Origin of the sequence: Rhodoferax sp. BAB1, from assembly GCF_013334205.1 — a bacterium.
In the GTDB taxonomy this organism is placed as follows: domain Bacteria; phylum Pseudomonadota; class Gammaproteobacteria; order Burkholderiales; family Burkholderiaceae_C; genus Hylemonella.
Genome location: NZ_CP054424.1, coordinates 745,454 through 769,896 on the forward strand (window position 1 = coordinate 745,454; position 24,443 = coordinate 769,896).

The 24,443-nt window shown below is 65.8% G+C and carries 28 protein-coding genes; 14 read left to right on the plus strand and 14 right to left on the minus strand.

The window, feature by feature from the left end:
- The first annotated feature begins 2 nt into the window (after positions 1-2).
- The 3 genes from HTY51_RS03665 to HTY51_RS03675 all read left to right on the plus strand — a co-directional run bounded on the left by HTY51_RS03665 (position 3) and on the right by HTY51_RS03675 (position 2,123).
- Positions 3-371, plus strand: a complete 369-nt coding sequence (locus HTY51_RS03665) for a DMT family protein (protein WP_174251459.1) — start codon at positions 3-5, stop codon at positions 369-371.
- A 76-nt stretch (positions 372-447) separates the two neighbouring features.
- Entirely contained in the window at positions 448-1,095 is a 648-nt protein-coding gene (locus HTY51_RS03670) for a DUF47 domain-containing protein (RefSeq protein WP_174251460.1), read from the plus strand.
- Positions 1,096-1,109: 14 nt separating this feature from the next.
- Positions 1,110-2,123: an inorganic phosphate transporter gene (locus HTY51_RS03675; RefSeq protein ID WP_174251461.1), complete on the plus strand. Its 1,014-nt coding sequence runs from the start codon at positions 1,110-1,112 to the stop codon at positions 2,121-2,123.
- 101 nt (positions 2,124-2,224) lie between these two features.
- On the opposite strand, the gene HTY51_RS03680 is transcribed toward HTY51_RS03675, so the two are convergent.
- Positions 2,225-2,671, minus strand: a complete 447-nt coding sequence (locus HTY51_RS03680; protein WP_174254154.1) for a hypothetical protein — start codon at positions 2,669-2,671, stop codon at positions 2,225-2,227.
- A gap of 196 nt (positions 2,672-2,867) precedes the next feature.
- Here HTY51_RS03680 and rpsP point away from each other — a divergent pair, with 196 nt between their 5' ends.
- The 6 genes from rpsP to HTY51_RS03710 all read left to right on the plus strand — a co-directional run bounded on the left by rpsP (position 2,868) and on the right by HTY51_RS03710 (position 6,928).
- Positions 2,868-3,119, plus strand: a complete 252-nt coding sequence (rpsP, locus tag HTY51_RS03685) for a 30S ribosomal protein S16 (protein ID WP_174251462.1) — start codon at positions 2,868-2,870, stop codon at positions 3,117-3,119.
- A gap of 11 nt (positions 3,120-3,130) precedes the next feature.
- Positions 3,131-3,694: a ribosome maturation factor RimM gene (gene rimM, locus HTY51_RS03690; RefSeq protein WP_174251463.1), complete on the plus strand. Its 564-nt coding sequence runs from the start codon at positions 3,131-3,133 to the stop codon at positions 3,692-3,694.
- Between the two features lie 99 nt (positions 3,695-3,793).
- Complete coding sequence (trmD, locus tag HTY51_RS03695; protein ID WP_174251464.1) at positions 3,794-4,552, plus strand: tRNA (guanosine(37)-N1)-methyltransferase TrmD; 759 nt, start codon at positions 3,794-3,796, stop codon at positions 4,550-4,552.
- A 133-nt stretch (positions 4,553-4,685) separates the two neighbouring features.
- Complete coding sequence (gene rplS, locus HTY51_RS03700; RefSeq protein WP_174251465.1) at positions 4,686-5,063, plus strand: 50S ribosomal protein L19; 378 nt, start codon at positions 4,686-4,688, stop codon at positions 5,061-5,063.
- Between the two features lie 144 nt (positions 5,064-5,207).
- A complete protein-coding gene (locus tag HTY51_RS03705; RefSeq protein WP_254606976.1) occupies positions 5,208-5,909 on the plus strand; it encodes a CoA pyrophosphatase in 702 nt (233 codons plus the stop codon).
- A gap of 47 nt (positions 5,910-5,956) precedes the next feature.
- On the plus strand, positions 5,957-6,928 hold the full coding sequence (locus tag HTY51_RS03710; protein WP_174251466.1) for a CobD/CbiB family protein: 972 nt from the start codon (positions 5,957-5,959) through the stop codon (positions 6,926-6,928).
- A 6-nt stretch (positions 6,929-6,934) separates the two neighbouring features.
- Here HTY51_RS03710 and rsgA read toward each other — a convergent pair whose 3' ends face one another.
- The 3 genes from rsgA to HTY51_RS03725 are packed head-to-tail and all read right to left on the minus strand — an operon-like array spanning position 6,935 to position 9,503.
- Positions 6,935-7,867, minus strand: coding sequence for a ribosome small subunit-dependent GTPase A (rsgA, locus tag HTY51_RS03715; protein WP_174251467.1), 933 nt, complete (start codon positions 7,865-7,867; stop codon positions 6,935-6,937).
- On the minus strand, positions 7,864-8,190 hold the full coding sequence (locus tag HTY51_RS03720; protein ID WP_174251468.1) for a 4a-hydroxytetrahydrobiopterin dehydratase: 327 nt from the start codon (positions 8,188-8,190) through the stop codon (positions 7,864-7,866). The genes rsgA and HTY51_RS03720 overlap by 4 nt, the downstream gene beginning before the upstream one ends.
- Complete coding sequence (locus HTY51_RS03725; RefSeq protein ID WP_254606977.1) at positions 8,187-9,503, minus strand: M48 family metallopeptidase; 1,317 nt, start codon at positions 9,501-9,503, stop codon at positions 8,187-8,189. The genes HTY51_RS03720 and HTY51_RS03725 overlap by 4 nt, the downstream gene beginning before the upstream one ends.
- Before the next feature lie 37 nt (positions 9,504-9,540).
- Here HTY51_RS03725 and orn point away from each other — a divergent pair, with 37 nt between their 5' ends.
- Both orn and HTY51_RS03735 read left to right on the plus strand, forming a co-directional pair.
- Complete coding sequence (gene orn, locus HTY51_RS03730) at positions 9,541-10,110, plus strand: oligoribonuclease (RefSeq protein WP_174251470.1); 570 nt, start codon at positions 9,541-9,543, stop codon at positions 10,108-10,110.
- A gap of 254 nt (positions 10,111-10,364) precedes the next feature.
- Positions 10,365-12,245: a DEAD/DEAH box helicase gene (locus tag HTY51_RS03735; protein ID WP_174251471.1), complete on the plus strand. Its 1,881-nt coding sequence runs from the start codon at positions 10,365-10,367 to the stop codon at positions 12,243-12,245.
- A 57-nt stretch (positions 12,246-12,302) separates the two neighbouring features.
- On the opposite strand, the gene HTY51_RS03740 is transcribed toward HTY51_RS03735, so the two are convergent.
- On the minus strand, positions 12,303-12,761 hold the full coding sequence (locus tag HTY51_RS03740) for a hypothetical protein (RefSeq protein WP_174251472.1): 459 nt from the start codon (positions 12,759-12,761) through the stop codon (positions 12,303-12,305).
- 71 nt (positions 12,762-12,832) lie between these two features.
- On the opposite strand from HTY51_RS03740, the gene HTY51_RS03745 reads away from it, so the two are divergent.
- Entirely contained in the window at positions 12,833-12,982 is a 150-nt protein-coding gene (locus HTY51_RS03745) for a hypothetical protein (RefSeq protein ID WP_174251473.1), read from the plus strand.
- 48 nt (positions 12,983-13,030) lie between these two features.
- On the opposite strand, the gene HTY51_RS03750 is transcribed toward HTY51_RS03745, so the two are convergent.
- From HTY51_RS03750 to HTY51_RS03770, 5 genes are all read right to left on the minus strand, one after another.
- Positions 13,031-14,545 carry a nucleobase:cation symporter-2 family protein gene (locus HTY51_RS03750; RefSeq protein WP_174251474.1) on the minus strand — a complete coding sequence of 505 codons (1,515 nt, stop codon included), beginning with the start codon at positions 14,543-14,545 and terminating at the stop codon, positions 13,031-13,033.
- 149 nt (positions 14,546-14,694) lie between these two features.
- Complete coding sequence (locus HTY51_RS03755; protein ID WP_174251475.1) at positions 14,695-15,945, minus strand: M20/M25/M40 family metallo-hydrolase; 1,251 nt, start codon at positions 15,943-15,945, stop codon at positions 14,695-14,697.
- A 50-nt stretch (positions 15,946-15,995) separates the two neighbouring features.
- Complete coding sequence (gene uraD, locus HTY51_RS03760; protein ID WP_174251476.1) at positions 15,996-17,768, minus strand: 2-oxo-4-hydroxy-4-carboxy-5-ureidoimidazoline decarboxylase; 1,773 nt, start codon at positions 17,766-17,768, stop codon at positions 15,996-15,998.
- Positions 17,769-17,788: 20 nt separating this feature from the next.
- Positions 17,789-18,736, minus strand: coding sequence for an allantoinase PuuE (gene puuE, locus HTY51_RS03765; RefSeq protein ID WP_174251477.1), 948 nt, complete (start codon positions 18,734-18,736; stop codon positions 17,789-17,791).
- Complete coding sequence (locus HTY51_RS03770) at positions 18,733-19,398, minus strand: GntR family transcriptional regulator (RefSeq protein WP_174251478.1); 666 nt, start codon at positions 19,396-19,398, stop codon at positions 18,733-18,735. Before HTY51_RS03770 ends, puuE begins: the two co-directional genes overlap by 4 nt.
- 133 nt (positions 19,399-19,531) lie before the next feature.
- Between HTY51_RS03770 and uraH the strand changes: the two genes are divergently transcribed.
- Together uraH and HTY51_RS03780 are read left to right on the plus strand one after the other, a co-directional pair.
- Entirely contained in the window at positions 19,532-19,885 is a 354-nt protein-coding gene (gene uraH / locus HTY51_RS03775) for a hydroxyisourate hydrolase (RefSeq protein ID WP_174251479.1), read from the plus strand.
- Positions 19,886-19,888: 3 nt separating this feature from the next.
- Entirely contained in the window at positions 19,889-21,085 is a 1,197-nt protein-coding gene (locus HTY51_RS03780) for a urate hydroxylase PuuD (RefSeq protein WP_174251480.1), read from the plus strand.
- 15 nt (positions 21,086-21,100) lie between these two features.
- Here HTY51_RS03780 and HTY51_RS03785 read toward each other — a convergent pair whose 3' ends face one another.
- The 4 genes from HTY51_RS03785 to HTY51_RS03800 all read right to left on the minus strand — a co-directional run bounded on the left by HTY51_RS03785 (position 21,101) and on the right by HTY51_RS03800 (position 24,282).
- Complete coding sequence (locus HTY51_RS03785) at positions 21,101-21,577, minus strand: nucleoside deaminase (protein WP_174251481.1); 477 nt, start codon at positions 21,575-21,577, stop codon at positions 21,101-21,103.
- The gene (locus HTY51_RS03790; RefSeq protein WP_174251482.1) at positions 21,574-22,344 is read right to left on the minus strand and encodes an ABC transporter permease; all 771 of its coding nucleotides are present in this window, start codon (positions 22,342-22,344) and stop codon (positions 21,574-21,576) included. Before HTY51_RS03790 ends, HTY51_RS03785 begins: the two co-directional genes overlap by 4 nt.
- A gap of 10 nt (positions 22,345-22,354) precedes the next feature.
- A complete protein-coding gene (locus HTY51_RS03795; protein WP_174251483.1) occupies positions 22,355-23,185 on the minus strand; it encodes an ABC transporter ATP-binding protein in 831 nt (276 codons plus the stop codon).
- 62 nt (positions 23,186-23,247) lie between these two features.
- Complete coding sequence (locus HTY51_RS03800) at positions 23,248-24,282, minus strand: ABC transporter substrate-binding protein (protein WP_174251484.1); 1,035 nt, start codon at positions 24,280-24,282, stop codon at positions 23,248-23,250.
- Positions 24,283-24,443: the final 161 nt, after the last annotated feature.

Consider the following 24,443-nt stretch of genomic DNA (forward strand, 5'->3'; position numbering starts at 1 on the left):
CCATGAACACCCTCCAGAACCTACCTTTTCCGCTGCAGACTGTGCTGCTGCTGATCGGCAGCAATGTCTTCATGACCTTTGCCTGGTACGGCCACCTGAAGAACCTGGCCACCGCACCCTGGTACTGGGCCGCCCTGGCCAGCTGGGGCATTGCCCTGTTCGAGTACCTGCTGCAGGTGCCGGCCAACCGCATCGGCTTCCAGCAGGCCGGCTTCACGGTGGCCCAGCTCAAGATCGTGCAGGAGGTCATCACGCTCAGCGTCTTCGTGCCTTTTGCCATGCTCTATCTGAAGGAGCCGTTCAAGCTGGACTACCTCTGGGCGGCGCTTTGCATGGTCGGGGCGGTGTATTTCATCTTCCGCAGCGCATGAGGCGCTGAGTGGTGGGGCCCCGGTTAAACTCCACGCCATTCCAGTCCAACGACCGAACCAGAATCAGGAGTGCCCCATGCTGTTTGGAAAACTGATGCCGCGCGACGGCAATTTCTTCGAGATGTTCAACCAGCATGCCGATCGCATCGTGGAGGCGGCGCGCGCCTTCTCCCAGCTGGTGGCCCATTACGGCGATACCAATCTTCGCGAGCAGTACAACCGTGATGTGGACAGTGCGGAGCAGGCCGCAGACCGCATCACGCATGAGGTCAACAAGTCGCTGCACAAGACCTTCATCACCCCGATCGACCGCGAGCAGATCCACTCGCTGATCAACACCATGGACGACGTGGCCGACCTGATCCAGGATGCGGCCGAGACCATGGCGCTGTACGACGTACGTCACATGACCGAAGAGATCGTGCGCCTGACCGAGCTCAGCGTGAAATGCTGTGAACGCGTGAAGGATGCGGTCTACCTGCTGAGCAATATCGGCGATGCCAGGACCGCCGAGGCCGCGCTCAAGACCTGCGAGGAGATCGATCGCCTGGAGTCCGATGCCGATCGCGTGATGCGCAATGCCATGAGCAAGCTGTTCCGCGAGGAGCCCGATGTGCGCGAGGTCATCAAGCTCAAGGCCATCTACGAACTGCTGGAAACCGTGACCGACAAGTGCGAGGACGTGGCCAACCTGATCGAGGGCATCGTCCTCGAAAACGCCTGAGCGCCTGTCCTTCCATGGAAAACATTCCGCAAACCGCCCTCTGGGTGATCATCATGCTGGTGGTCCTGGCATTGGCCTTCGACTTCATGAACGGGTTTCATGATGCGGCCAACTCCATCGCCACGGTCGTGTCCACTGGCGTGCTGCGACCCGGCCAGGCCGTGCTGTTCGCTGCCTTCTTCAACTTCGTCGCCATTTTCGTCTTCCACCTCAGTGTCGCGACCACGGTGGGCAAGGGCATCGTGCAGCCGGGGGTGGTCGACACCCACGTGGTGTTCGGCGCGCTGATCGGCGCCATCACCTGGAACCTGATCACCTGGTACTACGGCATTCCCAGCAGCTCCTCGCATGCCCTGATCGGCGGCATCGTGGGCGCGGTGATCGGCAAGGCGGGCACGGACGCGCTGCTGTCGGCCGGCATCATCAAGACGCTGGTGTTCATCTTCGTGTCGCCCATGCTGGGTTTCCTGCTGGGCTCGCTGATGATGCTGGCGGTTGCCTGGCTGTTTCGTCGCACCACCCCTTCGCGGGTGGACGGCTGGTTCCGCCGCCTGCAACTGGTGTCGGCCGGTGCCTACAGCCTGGGCCACGGCGGCAACGACGCGCAGAAGACCATCGGCATCATCTGGATGCTGCTGGTCGCCACGGGTTACATGACCTCCACCGACACCGCGCCGCCAGGTTGGGTGGTGGTGAGCTGCTATCTGGCCATCGGCCTGGGCACCATGTTCGGTGGCTGGCGCATCGTCAAGACCATGGGCCAGAAGATCACCAAGCTCAAGCCGGTCGGCGGTTTCTGTGCCGAGACGGGTGGCGCCATCACCCTGTTCCTGGCCACGACGATGGGTATCCCGGTGTCGACCACTCACACCATCACCGGTGCCATCGTCGGCGTGGGCTCGGCCCGCCGTGCCAGCGCGGTGCGCTGGGGGGTGGCCGGCAACATCGTCTGGGCCTGGATCTTCACGATCCCGGCCAGTGCCTTTGTTGCCATCGTGGCCTACTGGATCAGTCTCGGACTGTTCTGATTCGAGGCTCCGGGGCGAAGGGTTTGATGCGGTGAACGCCGTGGAACCGGCTCGGCCGGGGTCCCCTTGAGGGGAAGCGGCGTCAGCCGCTCAGGGGTGCATCACTGACTTATCTTGCGTGCTTCCTCGACCTGGTACTCGAAATAACGCTGGAAGCTGAAGGCGATGCTGGACATCAGCACCGTGGTGCCCATCAACAGGGCGCAGACCACCGCACCGATGGTCAGCCAGCCGGTCCGGCCCGCGGGCGCGTCGCCGGGAGCCTGCGGGTTGTAGCGGGCGTTCCACTTGTCGGGGGTCATCAGGCCGTAGACGATGGCATTGAGGGCGCAGGCGGCGATGGTGAAGCCCAGCAGCGGGATCAGCATCCAGCTCCAGGGGTCGTCCAGCCCGTACGCCAGCACGCGTTCGATGCCATACAGGCCCAGTGCGGTCGGGATGGGCAGCAGCCAGCCGATCAGGTCGTAAAAACCGCGCAGGTAGAAGCGGTGCAGGCCCAGGGGGCCGGCCAGAAGGGTCAGCCAGGTGGCCAGGGTCTTGTTTTTCAGCATGCGCTTATTGTGCCGGGAACGGGGCGGTTTGCGTGCCGGGCCACAGATCCCGGGGACGGGCGGAGCGGGGCAGGCTATAATCGCAGGCTCTTCGGTGTGTCGCTGGCTTGGTGGTCAGTCGCGTGTCTCAAACACTGGAGGAATCGTGGTCTGCTGCTTATCTAGGCAGGCTGCACCATCCAAAGGACAAATCATGGTCGTGATCCGACTCTCCCGCGGCGGCGCCAAGGCCCGTCCGTTTTTCAATATCGTCGTCGCCGACAAGCGTACCCGTCGTGACGGCCGCTTCATCGAGCGCATCGGTTTCTACAACCCGATCGCCACCGCCAGCGAGGAAAGCATCCGTATTGCCCAGGACCGCCTGAGCTACTGGCTGGGCGTCGGTGCCCAGGCTTCTCCCACCGTGGAGCGCCTGATCAATCAGGCGGCCAAGAAGGCTGCCTAAAACTTCGTTCCATGGCGCTCGAACTCGAAGCCGCTGAACTGCCAGCGGACGCCATCGAAGTCGGGCGCATCCTTGATGCCTGGGGCATCAAGGGCTGGTTCAAGGTCCTGCCCTACAGCGCCTCCCCGGAGGCGCTGTTTTCTTCCCGGCGCTGGTTTCTGCTGCCGTCCGAGCGAGGTGCCAAGACCTTCACCGGACCGGTCAAGCTGGCCATCCAGGAAGCAAAAGAACATTCGGACTCGGTGGTCGCCACTTCACCTCAGGTGCCCGACCGCGATAGCGCCGAAGCATTGCGCGGTGCCCGCATCTTTGTGGCCCGCTCCAGCTTTCCCACGCCCGATGCGGACGAGTACTACTGGGTCGACCTGATCGGCCTGGACGTGGTCAACCGGGAAGAGGTGCCTCTGGGGACGGTGCAGGAGCTGCTGTCCACTGGTCCGCAGACCGTGCTGGTCATCGCCCATGAGCAGGACGGCAAACCTGCCGAGCGCATGATTCCTTTTGTGGCCTCATATGTCGACGAGGTGGACCTGAAGGCGCGCCGTATTCGCGTCGACTGGCAGCCAGACTATTAATGGCCCCCACGCTTGTCACTGCGTGTACTGCGCTGCCCCCTGAGGGGGCCGTAGTCGCCTTGGGGCGGCCCGGCGGCGACTGAGCGCGAGGATCAGCCCATGCGCTTCGACGTTCTCACCCTGTTTCCCGAGCTGTTTGCACCGCTGCTGAGCAGCGGCATCACGCGCCGTGCCTACGAATCCGGACAGGTCGAGGTGCAACTGCACAACCCGCGCGACCATGCGGAGGGCAACTATCGACGGGTCGACGACCGGCCCTTCGGCGGCGGCCCCGGCATGCTGATGATGGCCGAGCCGCTGGCGCGTTGCCTGCAGCAGGCCCAGGCGCAGCGCCAGTCCCCCGGGCCGGTCCTGCTGTTTTCCCCCCTGGGCCAGCCCCTGAACCACCGCATGGTCGAACGCTGGGCCGCCAGCGAGGGCGCGGTACTCGTCTGTGGCCGCTACGAGGGCATCGACCAGCGTTTCATCGACGCCCACGTGGATGAGCAGATCAGCCTGGGGGATTTTGTGCTTTCGGGTGGCGAGATCGCCGCCATGGCCCTGCTGGACGCCGTGGCCCGCCTGCAGCCCGGTGTGCTGGGCGATGCCGACAGCCATGCCCTGGACAGCTTCAACCCGGCCCTGGACGGCCTGCTGGACAACCCGCACTACACCCGACCCGAGTCCTGGGAAGGGCGGGCCGTGCCCGACGTGCTCCTCTCCGGCCATCATGGCCAGATCGAGCGCTGGCGCCGCGAGCAGCGGCTGGCGCTGACGCAGCGGCTGCGGCCGGAGCTGATCACGCAGGCGCGGGTGGCCGGCCGTCTGAGCCGCCTGGACGAGGCCTTCCTGGCCGGGCTCCCCCGCCCGGGGGCCTGAGGCAGGCGCTTCCTGCTATAATTGCAGGCTTTCCGATCCTCTGGCCGGCTGCTGGCTCCATGGTGGAGTTGGCATGGCGCATCAAGCCGATGCGCTCGAAACACTAGCGCGGACAAGATCCTTAGAGGTAAACATGAACCTGATCCAGACCCTCGAACAAGAGGAAATCGCCCGCCTGGGCAAGAAGATCCCTGAATTCGCCCCCGGTGACACCGTCATCGTGAGCGTCAACGTGGTCGAAGGCACCCGCAAGCGCGTGCAGGCCTACGAAGGCGTGGTGATCGCCAAGCGCAACCGTGGCCTCAACAGCGGCTTCACCGTGCGCAAGATCTCCAGCGGCGAAGGCGTGGAGCGTACCTTCCAGACCTACAGCCCGCTGATCGCCAGCATCGAAGTCAAGCGTCGCGGTGACGTGCGCCGTGCCAAGCTGTATTACCTGCGCGACCGCAGCGGCAAGTCGGCCCGTATCAAGGAAAAGCTGGTCAGCAAGGCTGTTGCCGCCGCCGAGTAAATCGCCGGGCCACTGCCTGCACAAGCCGCCCTCGCGTGTACGCCCGGGCGGCTTTCCTGTTTTTGTCTTCGGCCCGCTGCGCGAAGTGAGCCTGCGACGCAACCCGTAAAAGGCGGGTTGTGACCTTCATCAGATACTTGTAGCGTGTCTTCCGCCGACCACATCACCCCCCTGTCCAAGCTGCCCAACTTCGACCCCCGCGCCGTACCGGTGATCGGGGTCGACGCGCATCTGCCGGCGGTGCCGGCCGAGCGTCTGCAAGCGGGGGCGCTGCGCCAGCGCTTTGAAAGCCCGCCAGCCTGGGAGCCCGAGGTGCGGGCTGAACCGCGCTTCACGCTGCGCCAGCCGGCCCAGGCCGCCGTCCTGCTGCCCCTGGTGGCCCGTGCCGAGCCCACCCTGCTGCTGACCCTGCGCACCAGCCACCTGGCCCACCATTCCGGGCAGATCGCCTTTCCCGGCGGCAAGGTCGATCCGACCGATGCCGATGTGGTGGATGCCGCGCTGCGCGAGGCCGAGGAGGAGGTGGGGCTGGCGCGTGACTTCGTCCAGGTGCTGGGCACGCTGCCCATCTACACCACCGGAACGGCTTTTATCATCACCCCGGTCGTGGCCCTGGTGCGGCCGGGTTTCACGCTCACGCCCAACGCGGGCGAGGTGGCCGATGTGTTCGAGGTGCCGCTGTCCTTCCTGCTCGATCCGGCCAACCACCGGCGCCACGCCTTCGAGTTCGAGGGGGTGCGGCGCGAATGGTTTTCCATGCCCTGGCAGGATGCCGGCACCGAACGCTATATCTGGGGCGCGACGGCCGGCATGTTGCGGAATTTTTACCGCTTCATGGCAGCCTGAACACCTGCCGGGGCCCTTGCTTCGGCGCCCGTCGTTATGATCAGGGCATGAGTTTCTTCTCCCTCCTGCTGGCCTTGCTGATCGAACAGGCGCGTCCGCTGGCCCGCGGCAACCCGGTGCACGCGGGCATGCGCAGCTGGCTGCGCAGGGTGGTGCGCAAGATTGACGCCGGTGAGCCGACGCATGGCTGGCTGGCCTGGAGTTTTGCGGTGCTCCTGCCCAGCGGGATCACGGTGCTGGTCTACTGGCTGCTGTGCGAATTCGTCGGCTGGCCGGTGGCCATGCTGTGGAGCGTGGCCGTGCTGTACGCCACCCTGGGCTTTCGCCAGTTCAGCCACCACTTCACCGGCATACGCGATGCGCTGGAGGCCGGCCAGGAGGAAGAAGCCCGCCGTCTGCTCGCCGAGTGGCGGCAGATTGATGCCAGCGAACTGCCCCAGCGGGAGATCCTGCGCCATGCCATCGAGTTCTCCGTGCTGGCTGCGCACCGCCATGTCTTTGGTGTGCTGAGCTGGTACATCGTGCTGGCGGCCCTGGGCCTGGGGCCGGCGGGGGCCGTGCTCTATCGCCTGTCAGAGTTCGTCACACGCTACTGGCCGCACGTCTCGCGGCGCCAGGCCCCCACGGTCAGCGCAGCGGCCTGTGCCGCCGCCGCGCGCGCCTGGTGGTGGGTGGACTGGCTGCCCGCGCGCATCACCGCGCTGGGTTTTGCCGTGGTAGGCAGTTTCGAGGATGCGGTCGATAACTGGCGCCGTTACGAATCCCTGTCCGGAAGCGAAGGTCCGGGGAGCAACGACGGCCTGATCGTGGCGGCCACGGCCGGCGCCATCAACGTGCGCCTGGGCACCCCGGCCATGGCCCAGGGCGAGACCCAGGCCCAGGCCGACATGCCGGCCGCCTCGGCCCGACACGAACCGCAACTCGCCCACCTGCGTAGCATCGTGGGCCTGGTCTGGCGTTCGGTCGTGTTGTGGATGCTGCTGCTGGCGCTGCTCACCCTGGCGCGCCTGATCGGCTAGGCTGATTCAGTAGCGCGGCGCCTGCGACAGCTCGGCGTGCAGCTCGCTATAAATTCTGTAGCGCGACGGGCTGATGCCCGTTCCCCCGGCCTTTTCATCCACCGCGGCGATCACGCCGCAGCCCGGCTCGTGCAGGTGGCTGCAGTTGTAAAAGCGGCATTCACCCGCGTGCTCGCGCAGGTCCGGCATCAGGCCTGCCAGTTGCGCGGCCCCGATATGCTGCAGGCCGAACTCCTGGAAACCCGGTGAATCGAGCAGGGCCGTGCGATGGGCCGCATCGACCCAGTACCAGCGGGTGCTGGTGGTGGTGTGCTTGCCCGAGTTGAGCGCGGTGGAAATCTCACCCGTCGGGGCCTGGGCGCCCGGCACCAGCCGGTTGATCAGCGTACTTTTACCCGCGCCCGAAGGACCCAGCACCAGCGTTGCGCGTCCGTCGAGTTCCTGTTGCAGGGCGGCCAGGGTGTCGTCGCTGCCGGCGCCCTGTGCCTTCAGGCTCAGGGGCAGCACGGTGTAGCCCATGCGCCGGTAAGGCTCCAGCCGGGCCCAGGCGCGTGCAAACAGCTCGGGCAGGTCGCTCTTGTTGAGCACGATCAGCGGTCGGATGCGTTCGGCCTCGGCGGCTATCAGCGCGCGGGCCAGCTGGCTCTCGGAAAATTCGGGTTCTGCAGCGATCAGGATCAGCACCTGGTCCAGGTTCGCGGCGAAGCTCTTGGTGCGGATCTCGTCCTGGCGGTAGAAGAGATTGCGCCGCGGCTCCACCTTCTCGATGCTGCCTTCGTCGGTGCTGGCCAGCCAGAGCACGCGGTCGCCGACCACGGCCTGGCTTTTCTTGCCGCGCGGGTGGCAGATCAGTTGCCGGCCTTCCGGTGTTTCCACCACCACGTGGCGGCCATGGCTGGCCACGACCAGGCCTCGTTCGAGTTCGGGTGTCTTGCTCAAACGCTGCCTCGCAGGGCATCAATCTGGGCCGCACATTCAAAGTCGATGCGCGTGATGCCGCCGGCATCGTGCGTGCGCCAGGCCACTGTGCAGTGCCGGTAGCCCAGTTGCATGTCGGGATGGTGATCCCGCCCTTGCGCGATCCAGGCCACGGCATTGGCGAAGGCCATGACTTCGGCGTAGCTGGCGAATTCGTAGCGCCGGGCGATGGCCAGGTCCGCGCCGTCGCCCTGCAGCGTCCAGCCTGGGTGCTGGGCCAGTTGGGTCACGAGCTCGGTCGGGCCCAGGGGGCGGCGTGCATTGCCCTGCGGCGCGCTGCTCATGCGAGGCCCAGTCGCGCCAGGCGCTGGCTGGCCGGTGGGTGCGAGTAGTAGAAGGCCACGTAGAGCGGGTCCGGTGTCAGGGTCGAGGCGTTGTCTTCGTAGAGCTTGAGCAGGGCACTGGCCAGCGCCGAGCCCTGGGTCTGCGTGGCGGCGTAGGCATCGGCTTCGAACTCGTGCTTGCGCGAGGACAGCGCCATGATCGGTGCAATGAAAAAGCTGAACACCGGGGACACCAGCACGAACAGCAGCAGGGCCAGGGCATCGTTGGGCACGGCGGTCGCCGCATCCAGCGCGGGCACCAGCAGCTGCAGGCTGGGTGTTACACCCAGGCCGGTGTAGAACCAGGCCTGCGTGGCCAGCCAGCCCAGCAGGGTGAAACCGGCCAGGCTGAGGGCGAACAGGCTCACGATGCGCTTGAGGATGTGCTTGTGCTTGAAGTGGCCCAGTTCGTGCGCGAGCACGGCATCGACCTCGTCGGGGGTCAGCTTGTTGAGCAGGGTGTCGAAGAAGACCACGCGCTTGGCGGCACCGAAGCCGGTGAAGTAGGCGTTGGCGTGGGCGCTGCGCCGGCTGCCGTCCATCACGTACAGGCCCTTGGCGGAAAAACCGCAGCGTTGCATCAGCGCGGTCACGCGCGCCTTCAGGGTCTCGTCTTCCAGCGGCTGGAACTTGTTGAACAGCGGGGCGATGAAGGTCGGGTAGATCAGCAGCAACAGCAGGTTGAAACCCATCCAAACGCACCAGGCCCAGAGCCACCAGCCGGGGCCGGCTGCACCCATGAGCCAGAGGATGAGGGCCGCGATGGGCAGGCCGATCAGCGTGCCCAGCACGGTGGATTTCACGAGGTCGGCCAGCCAGAGATTGAGGGTCATCTTGTTGAAGCCGAAACGCTGTTCGATCACGAAGGTCTGGTACAGGGTGAGCGGCAACTCGATCAGGCCACCGATCAGCACAAAACCGGCGATCAGCGCCAGCTGTTGCCACATGCCGCCGCCCAGCGCCTGCAGCAGGGCCTGGTTCAGGGCGTCCAGGCCGCCCAGCAGTGTCCAGCCCAGCAGCAGGGCCGCGCCCACCGCGGTCTCCAGCAGGCCGAAGCGAACCTTGGCCACCGTGTAGTCGGCGGCCTTCTGGTGCGCAGCCAGCGACAGGGTATGGGCAAAGGCCGTGGGCACGGTGGCACGGTGCTGCGCCACATGACGCACCTGGCGCGTGGCCAGCCAGAACTTGAGGGCCAGGCCCAGCAGCAGGGCAGCGGCAAAGACCAGGGTCAGAGCCAGGCTGGGATTGAAGGCGGGAGCAGAGACAGCGTTCATGGGCGAGGAGTTTAGGTCATCGGCGACAATCGGGCCCATGAGCGACAACGTGACCCCACTTGGCAAATCCGATCTCAACCTGGTCTGGCTCGATTGCGAGATGACCGGCCTGGACCCTGAAAAAGAACGCCTGATTGAAATCGCCGTCATCGTGACCGGCCCGAACCTGGAACCCCGTATCGAAGGCCCGGTGCTGGTGATCCACCAGGGCGACGAGATCCTGGGCAAGATGGACGCCTGGAACAAGGGCACCCACGGCCGCAGCGGCCTGATCGACAAGGTCAAGGCCTCGACCATGACCGAAGCCGAGGCCGAAGCCTTGCTGATCGCCTTCCTGGCCAAGTACGTACCCAAGGGCGTTTCGCCCATGTGCGGCAACAGCATCGGCCAGGACCGGCGTTTCCTGGTCAAGTACATGCCCAAGCTGGAAGCCTTTTTTCACTACCGCAATGTGGACGTGAGCACCTTCAAGGAGCTGGCGCGCCGCTGGCGGCCCGAGGTCTACAGCGGCTTCAAGAAGGCGCAGAAACACACGGCCCTGGCCGATGTGCACGAGTCCATCGACGAACTGCTGCACTACCGCGAGCACTTCCTCAAGCTGGCCTGAAACAGGTCGGGAGCACGCGATTAGGTGAAAACCCTGATCTGTGCCATAATTCGCCTTGCGCTGCAAAACGCAGCGCTTTTCGTGCATCTCCCCTCACACACCGGACTCCGGTTTCGATCTTCATGATCGTTTACCTGAATGAGTCCCCGGTCCCGGTCCTTAACCGGTGCAGGTTTTGTTTGATGGTTGATGTCTTTTAACCATCAGCGAAACACCCGCAGTCCCTGCGGCGTTCGCGTGTGAGAAAAATCTAAATGACCGACGCTATTCAAGCGACGGGCGAGCTGTCGCCTGTCGAATCCATTCTTTCCACCGACACCGCCGTGGCGGTCGAGGCCGAAGTGAGCTCTGCTCCCAATGGCTTCGTGCAGCTGGGCCTGGCGCCCGAGCTGGTGCAGGCCGTGGCCGATCTCGGCTACACCCAGCCCACCACCGTGCAGGAACGTGCCATTCCCCTGGCCATGCCCACCGGTGCCGCGGGCGACGCCCAGCGCTATATCGACCTGATGGTCTCCAGCCAGACCGGCAGCGGCAAGACCGCCGCCTTCCTGCTGCCCGTGCTGCACACCCTGCTCCAGCAGCAGGCCCAGGCCGCCGAGCAAGAGCGTGCCGCTTACGAACGCGCTGCTGCCGAAGCCGCCGCCAAGGGCGAGCCAGCTCCGAAGCGCCCCAAGCGCCAGGACCCGACCAACCCGCGCCATTTCAAGGCCGCTGCACCCGGCGCCCTGATCCTGTGCCCGACGCGCGAGCTGGCCCAGCAGGTGGCGCACGACGCCATCGAACTGGTCAAGCATTGCCGTGGCCTGCGCATCGCCAATGTGGTGGGTGGCATGCCCTACCAGCTCCAGATCGCCAAGCTGCAGAACGCCAACCTGGTGGTGGCCACGCCCGGCCGTCTGCTGGACCTGCAGCGCTCCATGCAGATCAAGCTCGACCAGGTCCAGTTCCTGGTGGTGGACGAGGCCGACCGTATGCTCGACCTCGGCTTCTCCGACGACCTCGCCGAAGTCAACCAGCTGACCGCCCAGCGCCGCCAGACCATGATGTTCAGCGCCACCTTTGCGCCGCGCATTCAACAACTGGCCATGCGCGTGATGCACGACAACGGCTCCGGCGTGAAGAAGGTGCAGATCGACTCGCCGCAGGAAAAACACGCCAACATCAAGCAGACCCTGTTCTGGGCCGACAACGCCCAGCACAAGCGCCAACTGCTCGACCACTGGTTGCGTGACGCCTCGATCGACCAGGCCATCGTGTTCGCCAGCACCCAGGTGGAGTGCGACGGCCTGGCCAACGACCTGCAGCAGGATGGCTTCTCCGCCGTCGCGCTGCACGGCGCCCTGAGCCAGGGCCTGCGCAACCGCCGCCTGATGGCGCTGCGCCAGGGCCAGGTGCAGATCCTGGTGGCCACCGACGTTGCCGCACGCGGCATCGACGTGCCCACCATCACCCACGTCTTCAACTTCGGCCTGCCGATGAAGGCCGAGGACTACACGCACCGTATCGGCCGCACTGGCCGCGCTGGTCGCGACGGCCTGGCCATCACCTTTGCCGAGTTCCGCGACCGTCGCAAGATTTTCGACATCGAGGCCTACAGCAAGCAGCCCATCAAGGCGGAAGTCATTCCTGGCATGGAGCCCAAGCAGCGCATGCCCGAGTCGCGTCCCGGCTCCAACTTCGGTGGCCGCAACAGCCGTGGTGGCAATGACAACTTCTCGCGCGACCGCAAGTTCGGTGGCGGTGGTGCTCCCCGTGGTGGCTTCGGCGGCGGCAACAACCGTGGTGATTTTGGTGGTGCCCCCCGCGGTGGCGACTTCGCTGCGCCGCGTGGAGATTTCGGCGCCCCCCGTGCCGGTTTCGGCGACCGTGATGCCCGCAGCCCGTACCAGGCCCGTGACGGCGGTTATCAGAACCGTGGCCATGAGGGTGCGCCCGAAGGCCGCAGCTACGAGCGCAAGGGCGGTTTCAACGACCGCTTCGCCGGCGACGGCCGTCGTGAAGGTGCCGCACCGCGCGGCGATTTCGCAGCGCGCAAACCGGCCTTCGGCAGCAAGCCTTCGTACGCCAAGCCCGGCACCGGCAAGGTCTTCGTGCCGCGTGATGCAGCCAAGCGCTCCCCGCGTCCGGCCCGCTGATCAGCCAGCGACCTGATGCAAACCCGCCCGCAGTGATGCTGGCGGGTTTTTTCTTGCCTATTCGAGACGCAGACTGTCTCCGCTGACCACCAGGCGCTTGCCGGGTGGGGGGGTGAGCCAGGCGCGTGCCGGCTCGGGCGCCAGGCCGTAGGTGAAGCTGATGGACCCGCCCGGCGTGCCGCCGTAACCGCTGGTTTCACCCAGGGCGGTGAAGGGCAAGCGGGCCTGCGTGCCATCGCTGCAACTCAGGTTCATGCTGCCGCTGGCCGTGGCGGTGTAGCGCAGGCTGCCCATGCAGCTGAGCGCGGGCTCGACCTCGCTGCGCAACTGCAGCTTGCCGCTGCGATCGGTGTAAAGCAGCATGTCGCCCGTGAGGACGCGCTCGCCGATCACGGCCAGGGCGGAGGCGGGCGAGGCCAGCGCGCGCATGGTCGCATCGTTGATGGCGGCGCAACCGCCCAGCAGCAAAGCCCCTGCCAGCAGCAGGACCGGACGGAGATAGGCATGGAATTTCATGGTGGGGCCATCATAGAATACCGGCCAGCGGGCACAAGACCCGGCTGGTTCTCCGAAACAAAAGACGTCGTATGGATAACGAAACCACCATGCCCGGCCTGCTCACCATGCCGGGCACCCTGCAGGAAGATGCGAAGCGCAACCCGGGCCGCATCCTGCTTTACCGGCTGATCTTCGCCTCGGCCGTGCTGGCCCTGGGGCTTGGCCTCTGGCTCATTTGAGCGGCCGGCCTCCCGGGGCCCTGGGATGAACTGGAATGCGACGGACGCTCAGTGGGCGTCTGCTGACTTTGCGGCTTCCACGGCCTCACGCGAATCGCCGCTGGCTCCGTTGAAGAACAGGTTCAGCAGCACGGCGCTGATGGACGCCAGCAAGATGCCCGACTCGATCAGCGGGTGGATGTCATGGGGCATCCACTGCAGGTAGCGTGGTGCGATTAGCGGAATCATGCCTATGCCGATGGACACGGCGACGATGAAGAGGTTGTTGCGGTTGCTCTTGTAGTCCACCGACGCCAGGATCCGGATGCCTGTGGCCGCGACCATGCCGAACATGACCAGGCCTGCACCGCCCAGGACGAAGGTGGGCAGCGACTCCACGAGGGCCGCCATTTTGGGCAGCATGCCAAGCAGGACCAGGATGACGCCGGCTGCCACGCAAACGTAGCGGCTCTTCACACCCGTGACACCCACCAGACCGACGTTCTGCGAGAAGCTGGTGTATGGGAAGGTGTTGAAGACGCCACCGATCAGGGTGCCGAGGCCGTCGACCCGCAGGCCGGCGGATAGCTGCTTCTGGTCGATCTTCTTGCCCGTGATGTCGGACAAGGCCAGGAACATGCCGGTGGACTCGATCATGACGACGATCATGACCAGGCTCATCGTCACGATCAGGATCGGGTCGAACACCGGTGTTGCGATCTCGAACGGCAGCACAAAATCGACCCAGTTGGCCTTGGCCACCTTGTCGAAGTTCATCAGGCCCATGACCGTTGCGATGACGGCGGCGATGATGATGCCTAGCAGCACGGAGATGTTGGCGATGAAGCCACGGGCAAACCTGGCGATTACAAGGATGGAGGCCAGCGAGACGGCGGCGATGGCAATGTGCGGCAGTTGCGCGTACTTCGGGTTCGCAACGGTGCCGACCAGCGCCAGGCCCTGCGGAACCGCCGGCACCATTGCCGGTGCGCTGGCGGCAGCGCCGGGCGCCACTGCCGCGCCGGCCATGCTCTTGACCGTGGCCAGCCACTGCGCGTGCTCGGGGTTGACGATCTGCGGCGCCGTCGGGCCGACCGGGACACCGAAGATCCAGTTGATGCCCACCCGCATCAGGCTGATGCCGATCACCGCGATGATCGTGCCGGTGACCACGGGCGGAAAGAAGCGCAGCATGCGACTGACCACGGGCGCCAGCAGGATGGATATCAACCCTGCGCCGATGATGGCCCCGAAGATGAGGCCCGCCCCTTCGACCCCGGGCTTGGCGTTGGCCATCGCCACCATGGGCGCCACGGCGGCAAAAGTCACACCCATCATGACGGGCAGGCGTATGCCGAACCACTGGGTCGCGCCAAACGCCTGAATCAGGGTCACCAGGCCGCAGCAGAACAGGTCTGCCTGGATCAGCATGGTCACCTGCTCGGGGCTGAGCTTGAGCGCCCGGCCGACGATCAGCGGTACGGCGACGGCGCCAGCGTACATCACCAGCACATGTTGCAGGCCCAGTGCGGTGAGTCTGCCGGTGGGCAGGCGCTCGTCGACGGGATGGACGGCAGTGGTCATGGCAGTCTCCTTTGGGGTGTCTCGGGTACATATCGTATGCAGAACGGTATACACATTATGTGTACAAGAAGCGCCACGATGCTTGGGGTTTACCCGTGGCGCAGGCTGCCGAGGACGCGGGAGGACCGGCTTTCCTGCCGGGCGCAGGCTCAGGCTCCGAGCAGATCCAGCAGTGTGCGGGCCACCACCTTGGTTGCGCGGCGAAGGTCGTCGAGGACCAGATGCTCGTCGGCGCGTTTGGCATTGGATTCACGCACGGTGCGCGGGCCGGCGCCGTAGATGACGCCGGGAATGCCGCGCTCGACATACAGGCGCACATCGGTGTACAGCGGGGTGCCCAAGGCCGGGATGGCTTGGCCGAACAGCTCCTGGCCGTGCTTCTGGATCGCCTGCACGAGCGGGGCATTGCCGGCCAGCGGTTTCATGGCCCGGCACAGCAGCATGCGCTTGACCTCGACCCGGATCACCTTGCCGCCGCGCGGCGGGTTGAAGCTGGCCGCAGCCTGTTCGATCGTGCGGCGCAGGCTCGCCTCGACCTCGGCCGGATCTTCCTCGGGGATCATGCGGCGGTCAAGCTTGAGCACCACCTTGCCCGGGATCACGTTGGTGTTGGTGCCACCCTGGATCAGGCCCACGTTGAGGTAGGGGTGGGTGATGCCTTCGACGTTCGAGCGGACCTTGAGGTAGTCGGCGTTGAGCCGGTAGAGGGCGTTGAGGATGTGGGTGGCGCCCTGCAGCGCATCGGTGCCGCTGTCGGGGATGGCCGCGTGTGCCATGTCGCCGTGCACCGTCACCTCCAGCTGCAGGCAGCCGTTGTGCGCGACCACCACTTGGTAGCTGAAGCCGGCGGCGATCATCAGGTCCGGCTTGGTCAGGCCCTTCTCCAGCAGCCAGCCGGGGCCGACCTCGCCTCCGTACTCCTCGTCGTAGGTCACGTGCAGTTCCACGCCACCCTTGAGCGGCGCACCCAGCGATTCGAGGGCGCGGATCGCGTAGGTGAAGCTGGCGATGTCGCACTTGCTCACCGCGGCCGCGCGACCGTAGATCTTGCCGCCTTCGATCTCGCCGCCATAGGGGTCGTGCGTCCAGCCTTCGCCGGGTGGTACCACGTCGCCGTGGGCGTTGAGCGCGATGGTCCTGCCGCCGGCGCCGTAGCGTCGGCGCACGATCAGGTTGGTAATGGTTTCCAGGCCGGCAGCTTGCACCTCGGCCTTGGGCACGGCGTGCTTTTCGGCCGCCAGGCCCATGCCGCCCAGCAGCTCGGCCGTGCGCTCGGCATGCGGCGCGTTGTTGCCCGGCGGGGTGTCGGTGGGCACGCGGATGAGTTCCTGCAGGAACTTCACTTCTTCGTCGAAGTGGGCGTCGATCCAGGCGTCGAGTTGCTGTTGCGGTGTGGTCATGGTGATAGGTGTATGTGGGCCTCGCCAGGCTCGGCCCGGATGGAACAGGGTCAGTTGTCCTGCGTCAATTGATGGAGCACATGGTCGAAAGCCTTGACGGCCAGGTCCATGTCGTCGGCGGTGCTCGACTCCAGCGGGTTGTGGCTGATGCCGCTGTTCTCACCACGCACGAACAGCATGGCCTGCGGCAGGATTTCATGCAGCTTCATGGCGTCGTGGCCGGCGCCACTGGGCATGCGGTGCAGCGGAACGCCCAGGGCGGTGCAGGCGCGTTCCCAGCGCGCCTGCCAGGCGGAGGCGCTGGGGGCCGCGGCGGCACGCATGGTTTCTTCCAGCGTATGGCGCAGGCCCCGGCGTTCGCAGATCTCACCAAGCGTAGCCAGCACGTCCCGGGCCATCGCATCGCGCTGTTCGTTGGTGGGCGCGCGCATGTCCAGGCTGAAGCGGCACGCGCCCGGCACCACGTTGATGGAGCCGTTGGGCACCTGCAGCATGCCCACGGTGGCGACCGAGTCGCCGTCCTGTGCCGCGCGCCGCTCGGCGTACAAGATGAGCTCGGCCACTGCCGCGGCGGCATCGCGCCGGCGGTTCATCGGCGTGGTGCCCGCGTGGCTGGCCATGCCGATGACCTCGCCCACATAGCGCACGCTGCCGTTGATGCTGGTGACGATGCCCAGCGGCAGGTTCAGTTCGTTGAGCACCGGGCCCTGCTCGATGTGCACCTCGATGAAGCCCAGGTAGCGCGCGGGATCGCGCTGCAGCTTCGGGATGTCGTCGATAACAAGGCCGGCCTGCTGCATCGCCTCGCGCATGGTGATGCCGTCGGCGTCCTTCTGGTCCAGCCAGCTAGGGTCGAAGTGGCCGGTGAGCGCGCCCGAGCCGAGGAAGGTGGCCTTGTAGCGCTGGCCTTCCTCTTCGGCAAAGCCCACAACCTCGATGCCGAAGGGCAGGCGCTTGCCGGCGGCGTGCAGCTTCTGAACGCAGGCCATGGGCACGAAGATGCCCAGCCGCCCGTCGTACTTGCCACCGTTGCGCACGGTGTCGTAGTGCGATCCCGTCATCAGGTATCTGGCGCCTGCATCCGCCGGGTGATAGCGCCCGACCACATTGCCCACCGCGTCGATACCGACCTCGTCGAAACCGCAGTCCTTCATCCAGTGGCTGATACGCTGGGCGCAGGCGCGGTGTGCGTCGGTGAGGTAGGTCACCGTAAGCTGCCCCTTCTCGGCGTAGCCCGGGTCGCTGTGCCGGGCCAGGGCTTCCTGCCAGTCCCAGACGCGCTGGCCGTCCACCGGCTCGAAACCGAACTTGTCGTTGAGCCGGATCTCGGCGATGCGGTGGATGTTGCGCAGGCATTCCTGCAGTTCGAAATCCGGGTGGCCGTGCAGGCGGCGCTCGAAGGCCTCCATGATCTGCGCCTTGTTCAGGCCCGTGCCGCGGGGGCCGCGCACCGCGAGGATGAAGGGCCAGCCGAACTTCGCGTTGTAGTCGGCGTTGAGTTGCTGGATACGGGCGAACTCGTCGGGCGTGCAGTTGGTGAGCCCGGCCCTGGTCTGCTCGTTGGTCGATTCGGCCGTCAGCGACTTGCTCACCATGGCCTTGCCAGCCAGTTCCGGGTGGGCGCGGATCAGGCCGATCTGTGCCTCGCGACCGGCGTCATCGAGCACGCGCGTCATGGCGTGCTTGAGCTGCGCCAGGGAAGCGAAGGGCCGCCGGCCGAGCGCGCGCTCGGCGATCCAGGGCGTATGCTCATACAGGCCATCGAGCATCTGCAGGGCCCCGGTCAGGGGCGCGACGTTGAGTTGGTCCAGGATGAGGGGCATGGCGATCCTTGCGAATGGCCTCAGGCGGGCACGGGGTGCGTGGCTTTCCAGTGCCGCGCGATGTCGAGCCGACGCGCGACCCACACCTTGTCGTGCGACTGGATGTGGTCGAGGAAACGCTGCAGCGCCGCAATGCGGCCCGGACGGCCGAGCAGGCGGCAGTGCATGCCGATGCTCATCATCTTGGGCCGGTCCAGGCCGGCGGGATCGCCCTCGGCGTAGAGCGCGTCGAAGCTGTCCTTCAGGTAGGCGAAAAACGGCTCGGCGTGGGAAAAGCCCTGCGGCAGCGAGAAGCGCATGTCGTTGCAGTCGAGCGTGTAGGGCACGATGAGCTGGTGCGCGTCGCGGCCGTCGCTCTTGCGCACCTTCATCCAGAAGGGCAGGTCGTCACCGTAGTAGTCGCTGTCGTATTCGAAGCCACCGTAGTCGGCCACGAGGCGGCGCGTGTTGGGGCTGTCACGGCCGGTGTACCAGCCCAGGGGGCGTTCGCCTGTCAGTTGGCGGATGATCGCCATGGCCTCGGCCATGTGAGTCCGTTCGGTGGCTTCGTCGAGGTTCTGGTAGTGGATCCACTTGAGGCCGTGGCAGGCGATCTCGTGGCCCAGCTCCTGGAAGGCGGCGCAGACCTCGGGGCTGCGTTGCAGCGCGGTGGCCACGCCGAAGACGGTGAGCGGCAGGCCGCGCTGCTCGAACTCTCGCAGGATGCGCCAGACACCCTGGCGCGCGCCGTACTCGTAAATGCCCTCCATGCTGATGTGTCGCGCGGAGAAGGCCGCGGGGCTGAACATCTCGGAGAGAAAGGTCTCGGAGGCCGCGTCACCATGCAGCACGCAGTTCTCGCCGCCCTCTTCGTAATTGAGTACGAACTGCACGGCGATGCGCGCACCGCCCGGCCAGCGGGCATGCGGGGGCGTGCGGCCGTAGCCGCCGAGGTCGCGCGGGTAGGGGGCGGTGCTGTCGTAGGTCATGCCAGGGCCACGGCGATGTCGCTGGTCGGGGGTTTGCGGTCGAAGGTCAGGTTGGCCATGACATTGCTCAGGTGCTCGTCCATCAGCCGCACGGCCAGGTCTTCGTCCCTGGCGGCCACGGCCTTGACGAGTTCCACGTGTTCTTCGTTCGAATGCTCGGCAGCGCTCTTGGACTGGTAGACCAGGGTGATCAGCGCGCAGCGCGAGGTCAGTTCCTCCAGCAGCTCGGCCAGGACCTGGTTGCCCGTGAGTTCGGCCATGCGCACGTGGAAGTCGCCGAGCAGCTCGTTGCGACCCGGCACGTCGTTGTTGGCCACGGCTTTTTTCTCCTCGGCGACATGGGCGCGCAGGGCCTTGATCTTGGCCGGCGTGGCCTGGCGCACGAAGGTGCGCACCATTTCCAGCTCCAGCATGCGGCGGACCTCGAAAACCTGGCGGGCCTCGTCTACCGAGGGCGTGGCGACAAAGGCGCCGCGCGCGGGTTCAAGGCGGATGAGCCGGTTCCTGGCCAGCTGGAACAGGGCCTGGCGCACCAGGGTGCGTGAGACGCCAAAGTGGTCGGCCAGCTTCTGCTCGGCCAGCTTGGTGCCGGGATGGAGCCGGTGTTCGACGATGGCGCGCGTGAGCGATTCGACGATCTGACGGGTGCTGGACGATTCCATGCAATAAATAATAGCCGGATTTTCAAAAACTGTATACACTTTTAGTGGACCGTGACGGTTGCCGTCATGGATCGACTTCGGAAATTCCGCGTGCAGGCATCCAGCGTGCGCATGACTTTGGAGAAGGCAGACCATGGGACTCAGCACCCACGTACTCGACACCATGCACGGCTGCCCTGCCGCCGGCATGCAGGTCGCGCTCTACACCACGCAAGACGGGCGCGTCGAACTGGTGCGGCGCTTCACGCTCGACGGCAACGGCCGCAACCCCGAGGGCCAGCTTTACGACAGTGCCAGTCTCAAGGCCGGCACCTACCGCCTGAGCTTCGATGTGAAGGGCTACTTCCGATCGCGCGGTGTGGCGCTGCCCGAGCCGGCCTTCCTGGACCAGGTGTCCATCGACTTCGGCGTGGCCGACGCCATGCAGCATTACCACGTGCCCCTGCTGGTGAGCCCCTGGAGTTATTCGACCTACCGGGGGAGTTGAACGATGGATGCATACCTGCTGGACTGGGCCAACCTCCTGCTGCGCTGGCTGCACGTGATCGTCGCCATCGCCTGGATCGGCTCCTCCTTCTATTTCGTCTTCCTCGACAGCAGCCTCACACCCCCCGAGGACGGCAAGCTGCGCAAGGATGGCGCCACCGGCGAACTCTGGGCCGTGCACGGCGGCGGCTTCTACCACCCGGTCAAGTACGCGGTGTCCCCGCCCGTGCTGCCGCCGCACCTGCACTGGTTCTACTGGGAGAGTTACAGCACCTGGCTCAGCGGCTTCGCCCTTTTCCTCATCTCCTACCTCTGGAGCCCCAGCGTCTACCTGATCGACCCGCGGGTGATGGACTGGGCGCCCTGGGCGGCGGTGACAACGGCGCTGGCTTTCCTCGTGGTGTTCTGGCTGCTGTATGACCTGGCCTGCCGCTTCCTGGGGCAGGGCGAGAGAGGCGACAGCAAGGTCGGTATCGCCGTGGCCCTGCTCGTGGTGCTGGCGTCCTGGCTGGCCTGCCAGCTGTTTGCCGGGCGTGCGGCCTTCCTGCTGGTCGGGGCCATGCTGGCCACCACCATGAGCGCCAACGTGGCCATGTGGATCATCCCGGGCCAGCGCAAGGTGGTGGCCGCGCTCAAGGCCGGCCTGCCGGTGGACCCCATCCACGGCCAGCGCGGCAAGCAGCGCAGCGTGCACAACACCTATTTCACGCTGCCGGTGCTGTTTGCCATGCTCAGCAACCACTACAGCTTCACCTACGCGTCGGCGTACAACTGGGTGTTCCTGGTTCTCATCATGTTCGCGGGCGCGGCCATCCGCCAGTTCTTCGTGCTGCGCCATGGCTACAAGCTCGGGCGCAATGCGCATCCCTGGCCTTATGCGGCGGCGGGTGTGGTGGTGTTGCTGGGGCTGATCGTCTGGTTGCGGCCGGCACCGGTGCCTGCTGCCGCTGCACCGCAGGCCGTGAGCCTGGCCCAGGTGCAGGCGGTGATGGCGCAGCGCTGTGTCATGTGCCATGGCGAGGCCTTGCAGTCCAAGGGCGTGCGGCTGGACAGCGCGGACGCCCTGAAGCAGCATGCGCCGCTGATTTACCAGCAGGCGGTCATGAGCCGTGTGATGCCGATGAACAATGCGACGGGGATGACGGAAGAAGAGCGTGCCCTGGTGGCGCAGTGGTTTCGCGCGGGTGCCCCCGTCGAGTGAGCGGTCTGCTCGGCCTCAGCGTTTCCAGAAATCGCGGTGCAGTGCCGCGATGTCTTCTTCGGCCTCGGCCACGGGGCCGATGACCTCCACCTGTTTCTGTCCGGCCGCAAACACCGAGCGGCAGGGCAGGTCCATGGTGGGGTTCTCCTCGTGGCTGCCCGTCAGTTCGAGCAGGCGGCGTTCGCTCAGGCCGTAGACCAGGCGCCCGATATTCGCCCAATACTGGGTAGCCGCGCACATGGCACAGGGCTCCACCGTGGTGACCAGGGTGCAGCCCCAGAGGTAGTCGGGGGCGTAGTTCTGCGCGGCGGTACGCGCCAGCACCGCCTCCGCGTGGTTGACCGTGTCCACATTGCCCTGCTCGGCCAGCACGGTCTCGCCATCGGGCGCCACCAGGATGGCGCCGAAAGGATGGCGCCCCAGTTCATCACGGGCCCGGCGCGCCACGGCATTGGCACGCCGCAGGTGGCGCAGGACCTGTTCAGGCGTCACGTGTTTTGTGAACCGCGGTGGGCCCAGCCCGTGGTGTGTTTCTCGATGAAGCTGAAGAGTTCGTACATGGCCATGGCCATGGCGCCCACCACCAGCAGGCCGCTGAAGGCCAGGCCCATCTGCATGGCCGAACCGGCACTGATGAGCAGGTAGCCGATGCCTTCGTTGGCGGCGGTCATCTCGGACACCGTGGTGCCCACGAAGGCCAGGGTGATGGCCACCTTGAGCGAACCGAAGAAGTAGGGCATGGAGCGCGGCAGTCCCACCTTGATCAGCACGTCCCAGCGTTTGGCGCCCAGCACACGCAGCACGTCCTCCAGCTCCGGCTCCAGCGTGGCCAGGCCGGTGGCGATGTTGACCGTGATGGGGAAGAAGCTGATCAGGAAGGCCGTGAGGATGGCCGGGCCGATGCCGATGCCGAACCACACCACCAGGATGGGCACGAAGGCTGCCTTGGGCAGGGCGTTGAAGGCCGTCATCAGCGGGTAGACCGCGGCGTAGGCCAGGCGCGAGCTGCCGATCAGGAAACCCAGCAGCACACCCACCACGATGGCGATGCCGAAGCCCGCCATGGTGACCCAGAAGGTGCGCCAGGCATGGCCGGCGATGACGGCCTTGTACTCCAGCGTCTGTTCCCAGATGCGCAGCGGGCTGGGGAAGATGAACTCCGAGACGTTGAAGGCCGAGGTGATGATCTGCCAGAGGATGACGATGGCCACCAGCAAGAGCAGGGGGGACCAGCGTTCGAGTTCTTTGCGGTGTTTCATGGACAGGGCCTCACTGGTTGATCGTGGCACCGGGCTTGCGCATGGCGCCGATGTGGCCGCGCAGCTCGTGCACGATGCTGGTGAACTCGGGGGTATAGGTGATTTCCAGGTCGCGCGGGCGCGGCAGGTCGATCTCGCGCTGCACGACGAAGCGGCCCGGGCCCTTGCTCATGACGTAGACCGTGTCGGCCAGGAAGACCGATTCGCGCAGGTCGTGCGTGACCAGGATGACGTTGAACTTCTGCGCTGCATGCAGGTCGCGCAGGGTGCACCAGAGTTCCTCGCGCGTGAAGGCGTCAAGCGCGCCGAAGGGCTCGTCCAGCAGCAGCATCTTGGGCTCGTGGATCAGGGCGCGGCAGATGCTGGCACGTTGCTGCATGCCGCCCGAGAGTTCCCAGGGAAATTTTTTGGCGTAACCACCCAGGCCCACGGTCTCGAGCAGCTTGAGCGCGCGTTCCTCAAATTCTTTGCGGCGGTCCTTGAACTGCGAACGGTAGGGCTCGACGATCTCCAGTGGCAGCAGCACGTTGTCCAGCGTGGTCCGCCAGGGCAGCAGCGAAGGCGCCTGGAAGGCCATGCCCGAGACCTTGAGTGGACCGGTCACGGGCTGGCCGTCGACGCGGATGCGGCCCATGCTGGGCATCTTCAGGCCGGTGGTCAGTTTCATGAAGGTGGACTTGCCGCAGCCCGAGGGCCCGACGATGGCGATGAACTCGCCCTGGCGCACGTTCAGGTTGATGGCCTCGACCGCGAAGACGTTCTGGGCCAGCAACTCGTCGTTGTAGGCCAGCCAGACGTCGTCGAACTGGACGAAGGGGGGGGAGGGGGTGTCGGTGCTCATGGTCATTGCGGCAAAAAAATGGCCAGACGATGCTGGCCAGTTGATTCAGGCAAGCATGCCGCTCACTTCCTGGCCGGCGGCAGGATGTTCAGCTCGGCCGTGGTCGGCAGCATGGAGCCGTTCCAGATGGCGGCGGGATCGACGCGGGTCTTGGTGGCGAAGGCGTCGGACACCTGCGAAGCCATCAGGGACAGGCGGCCCGGGACGATCTGGCCGAAGCCTTCCTTGCGGGCGTCGGGGCTGGCGACCACCGCGTCGATGGCCATCTGCAGGCGACGGGTCTCCAGTTCCACGTTGATGATGCCGTCGCGTGCCTTGACGGTCTCGATGCCGGCGGCCGGGTTGGCCATCACTTCCTTGGCGCCCTTGGCGAAGGCCTTGAGGAAGGCCTTGATCAGCTCGGGGTTCTCCTTGATCAGCTTGGGGCTGGCGATGATGGCGTTGCCGTAGAGCTTCACGCCGAAATCGGCATAGGGCATGACGACCACATCCGCCGCCTTGACACCACGCGCTTCCAGGTTGAGCAGCGAGGTGAAGGAGAAACCCGTGATGGCGTCGATGTCACCGCGCACCAGCATGGTCTCGCGCAGCGGCGGGTCCATGGCGGTCCAGGCCACGTTCTTCACGCCATTGGCCTTCTCGAAGATGGGGAAGGCCTTGCGACCGGCGTCGAAGACCGGCGCGCCGAGTTTCTTGCCGCTGAGGTCGGCCGGGGTCTTGATGCCCGACTTCTTGAGCGCCATCACCGCCGCCGGCGTGTTGTTGTAGACCATCATGACGGCCACCGGCTTGTTGGGGGCGTCCGGGTTGTTGGCGTGGAATTCCATCAGGGCGGCCATGTCGGCGAAGCCCATGTCATAGGTGCCCGAGGCCACGCGCGTGACGGTGCCACCCGATCCGTTGCCGCTGTCCACGGTCACGTCCAGGCCGGCTTCCTTGAAATGGCCCTTGGCGGCGGGCAGGGTGAAGAAGGCGGCCGGGCCTTCGAAGCGCCAGTCCAGCTGGAACTTGAGGGGCTTGGTCTGGGCCTGGGCGGAGGCGAAGGTGGCCGTCAGCGCGAGGGCGACGACGGTCTGGAGAAGGTGGCGCTTGGACATGGGGATCTCCTTGGGGTTAGCCTGCCTGCAGGCGGTGAGAAAAGCGATGGGTGCCATCACGGTAGATGTGTACGAGCAAAAAGGGTGCCAGTTCCAGCTTCTGCGGACCCGAGATTGAAAACACAGCTGTATACAGATTGTCTGGTCGTTTCGGGCCCCAG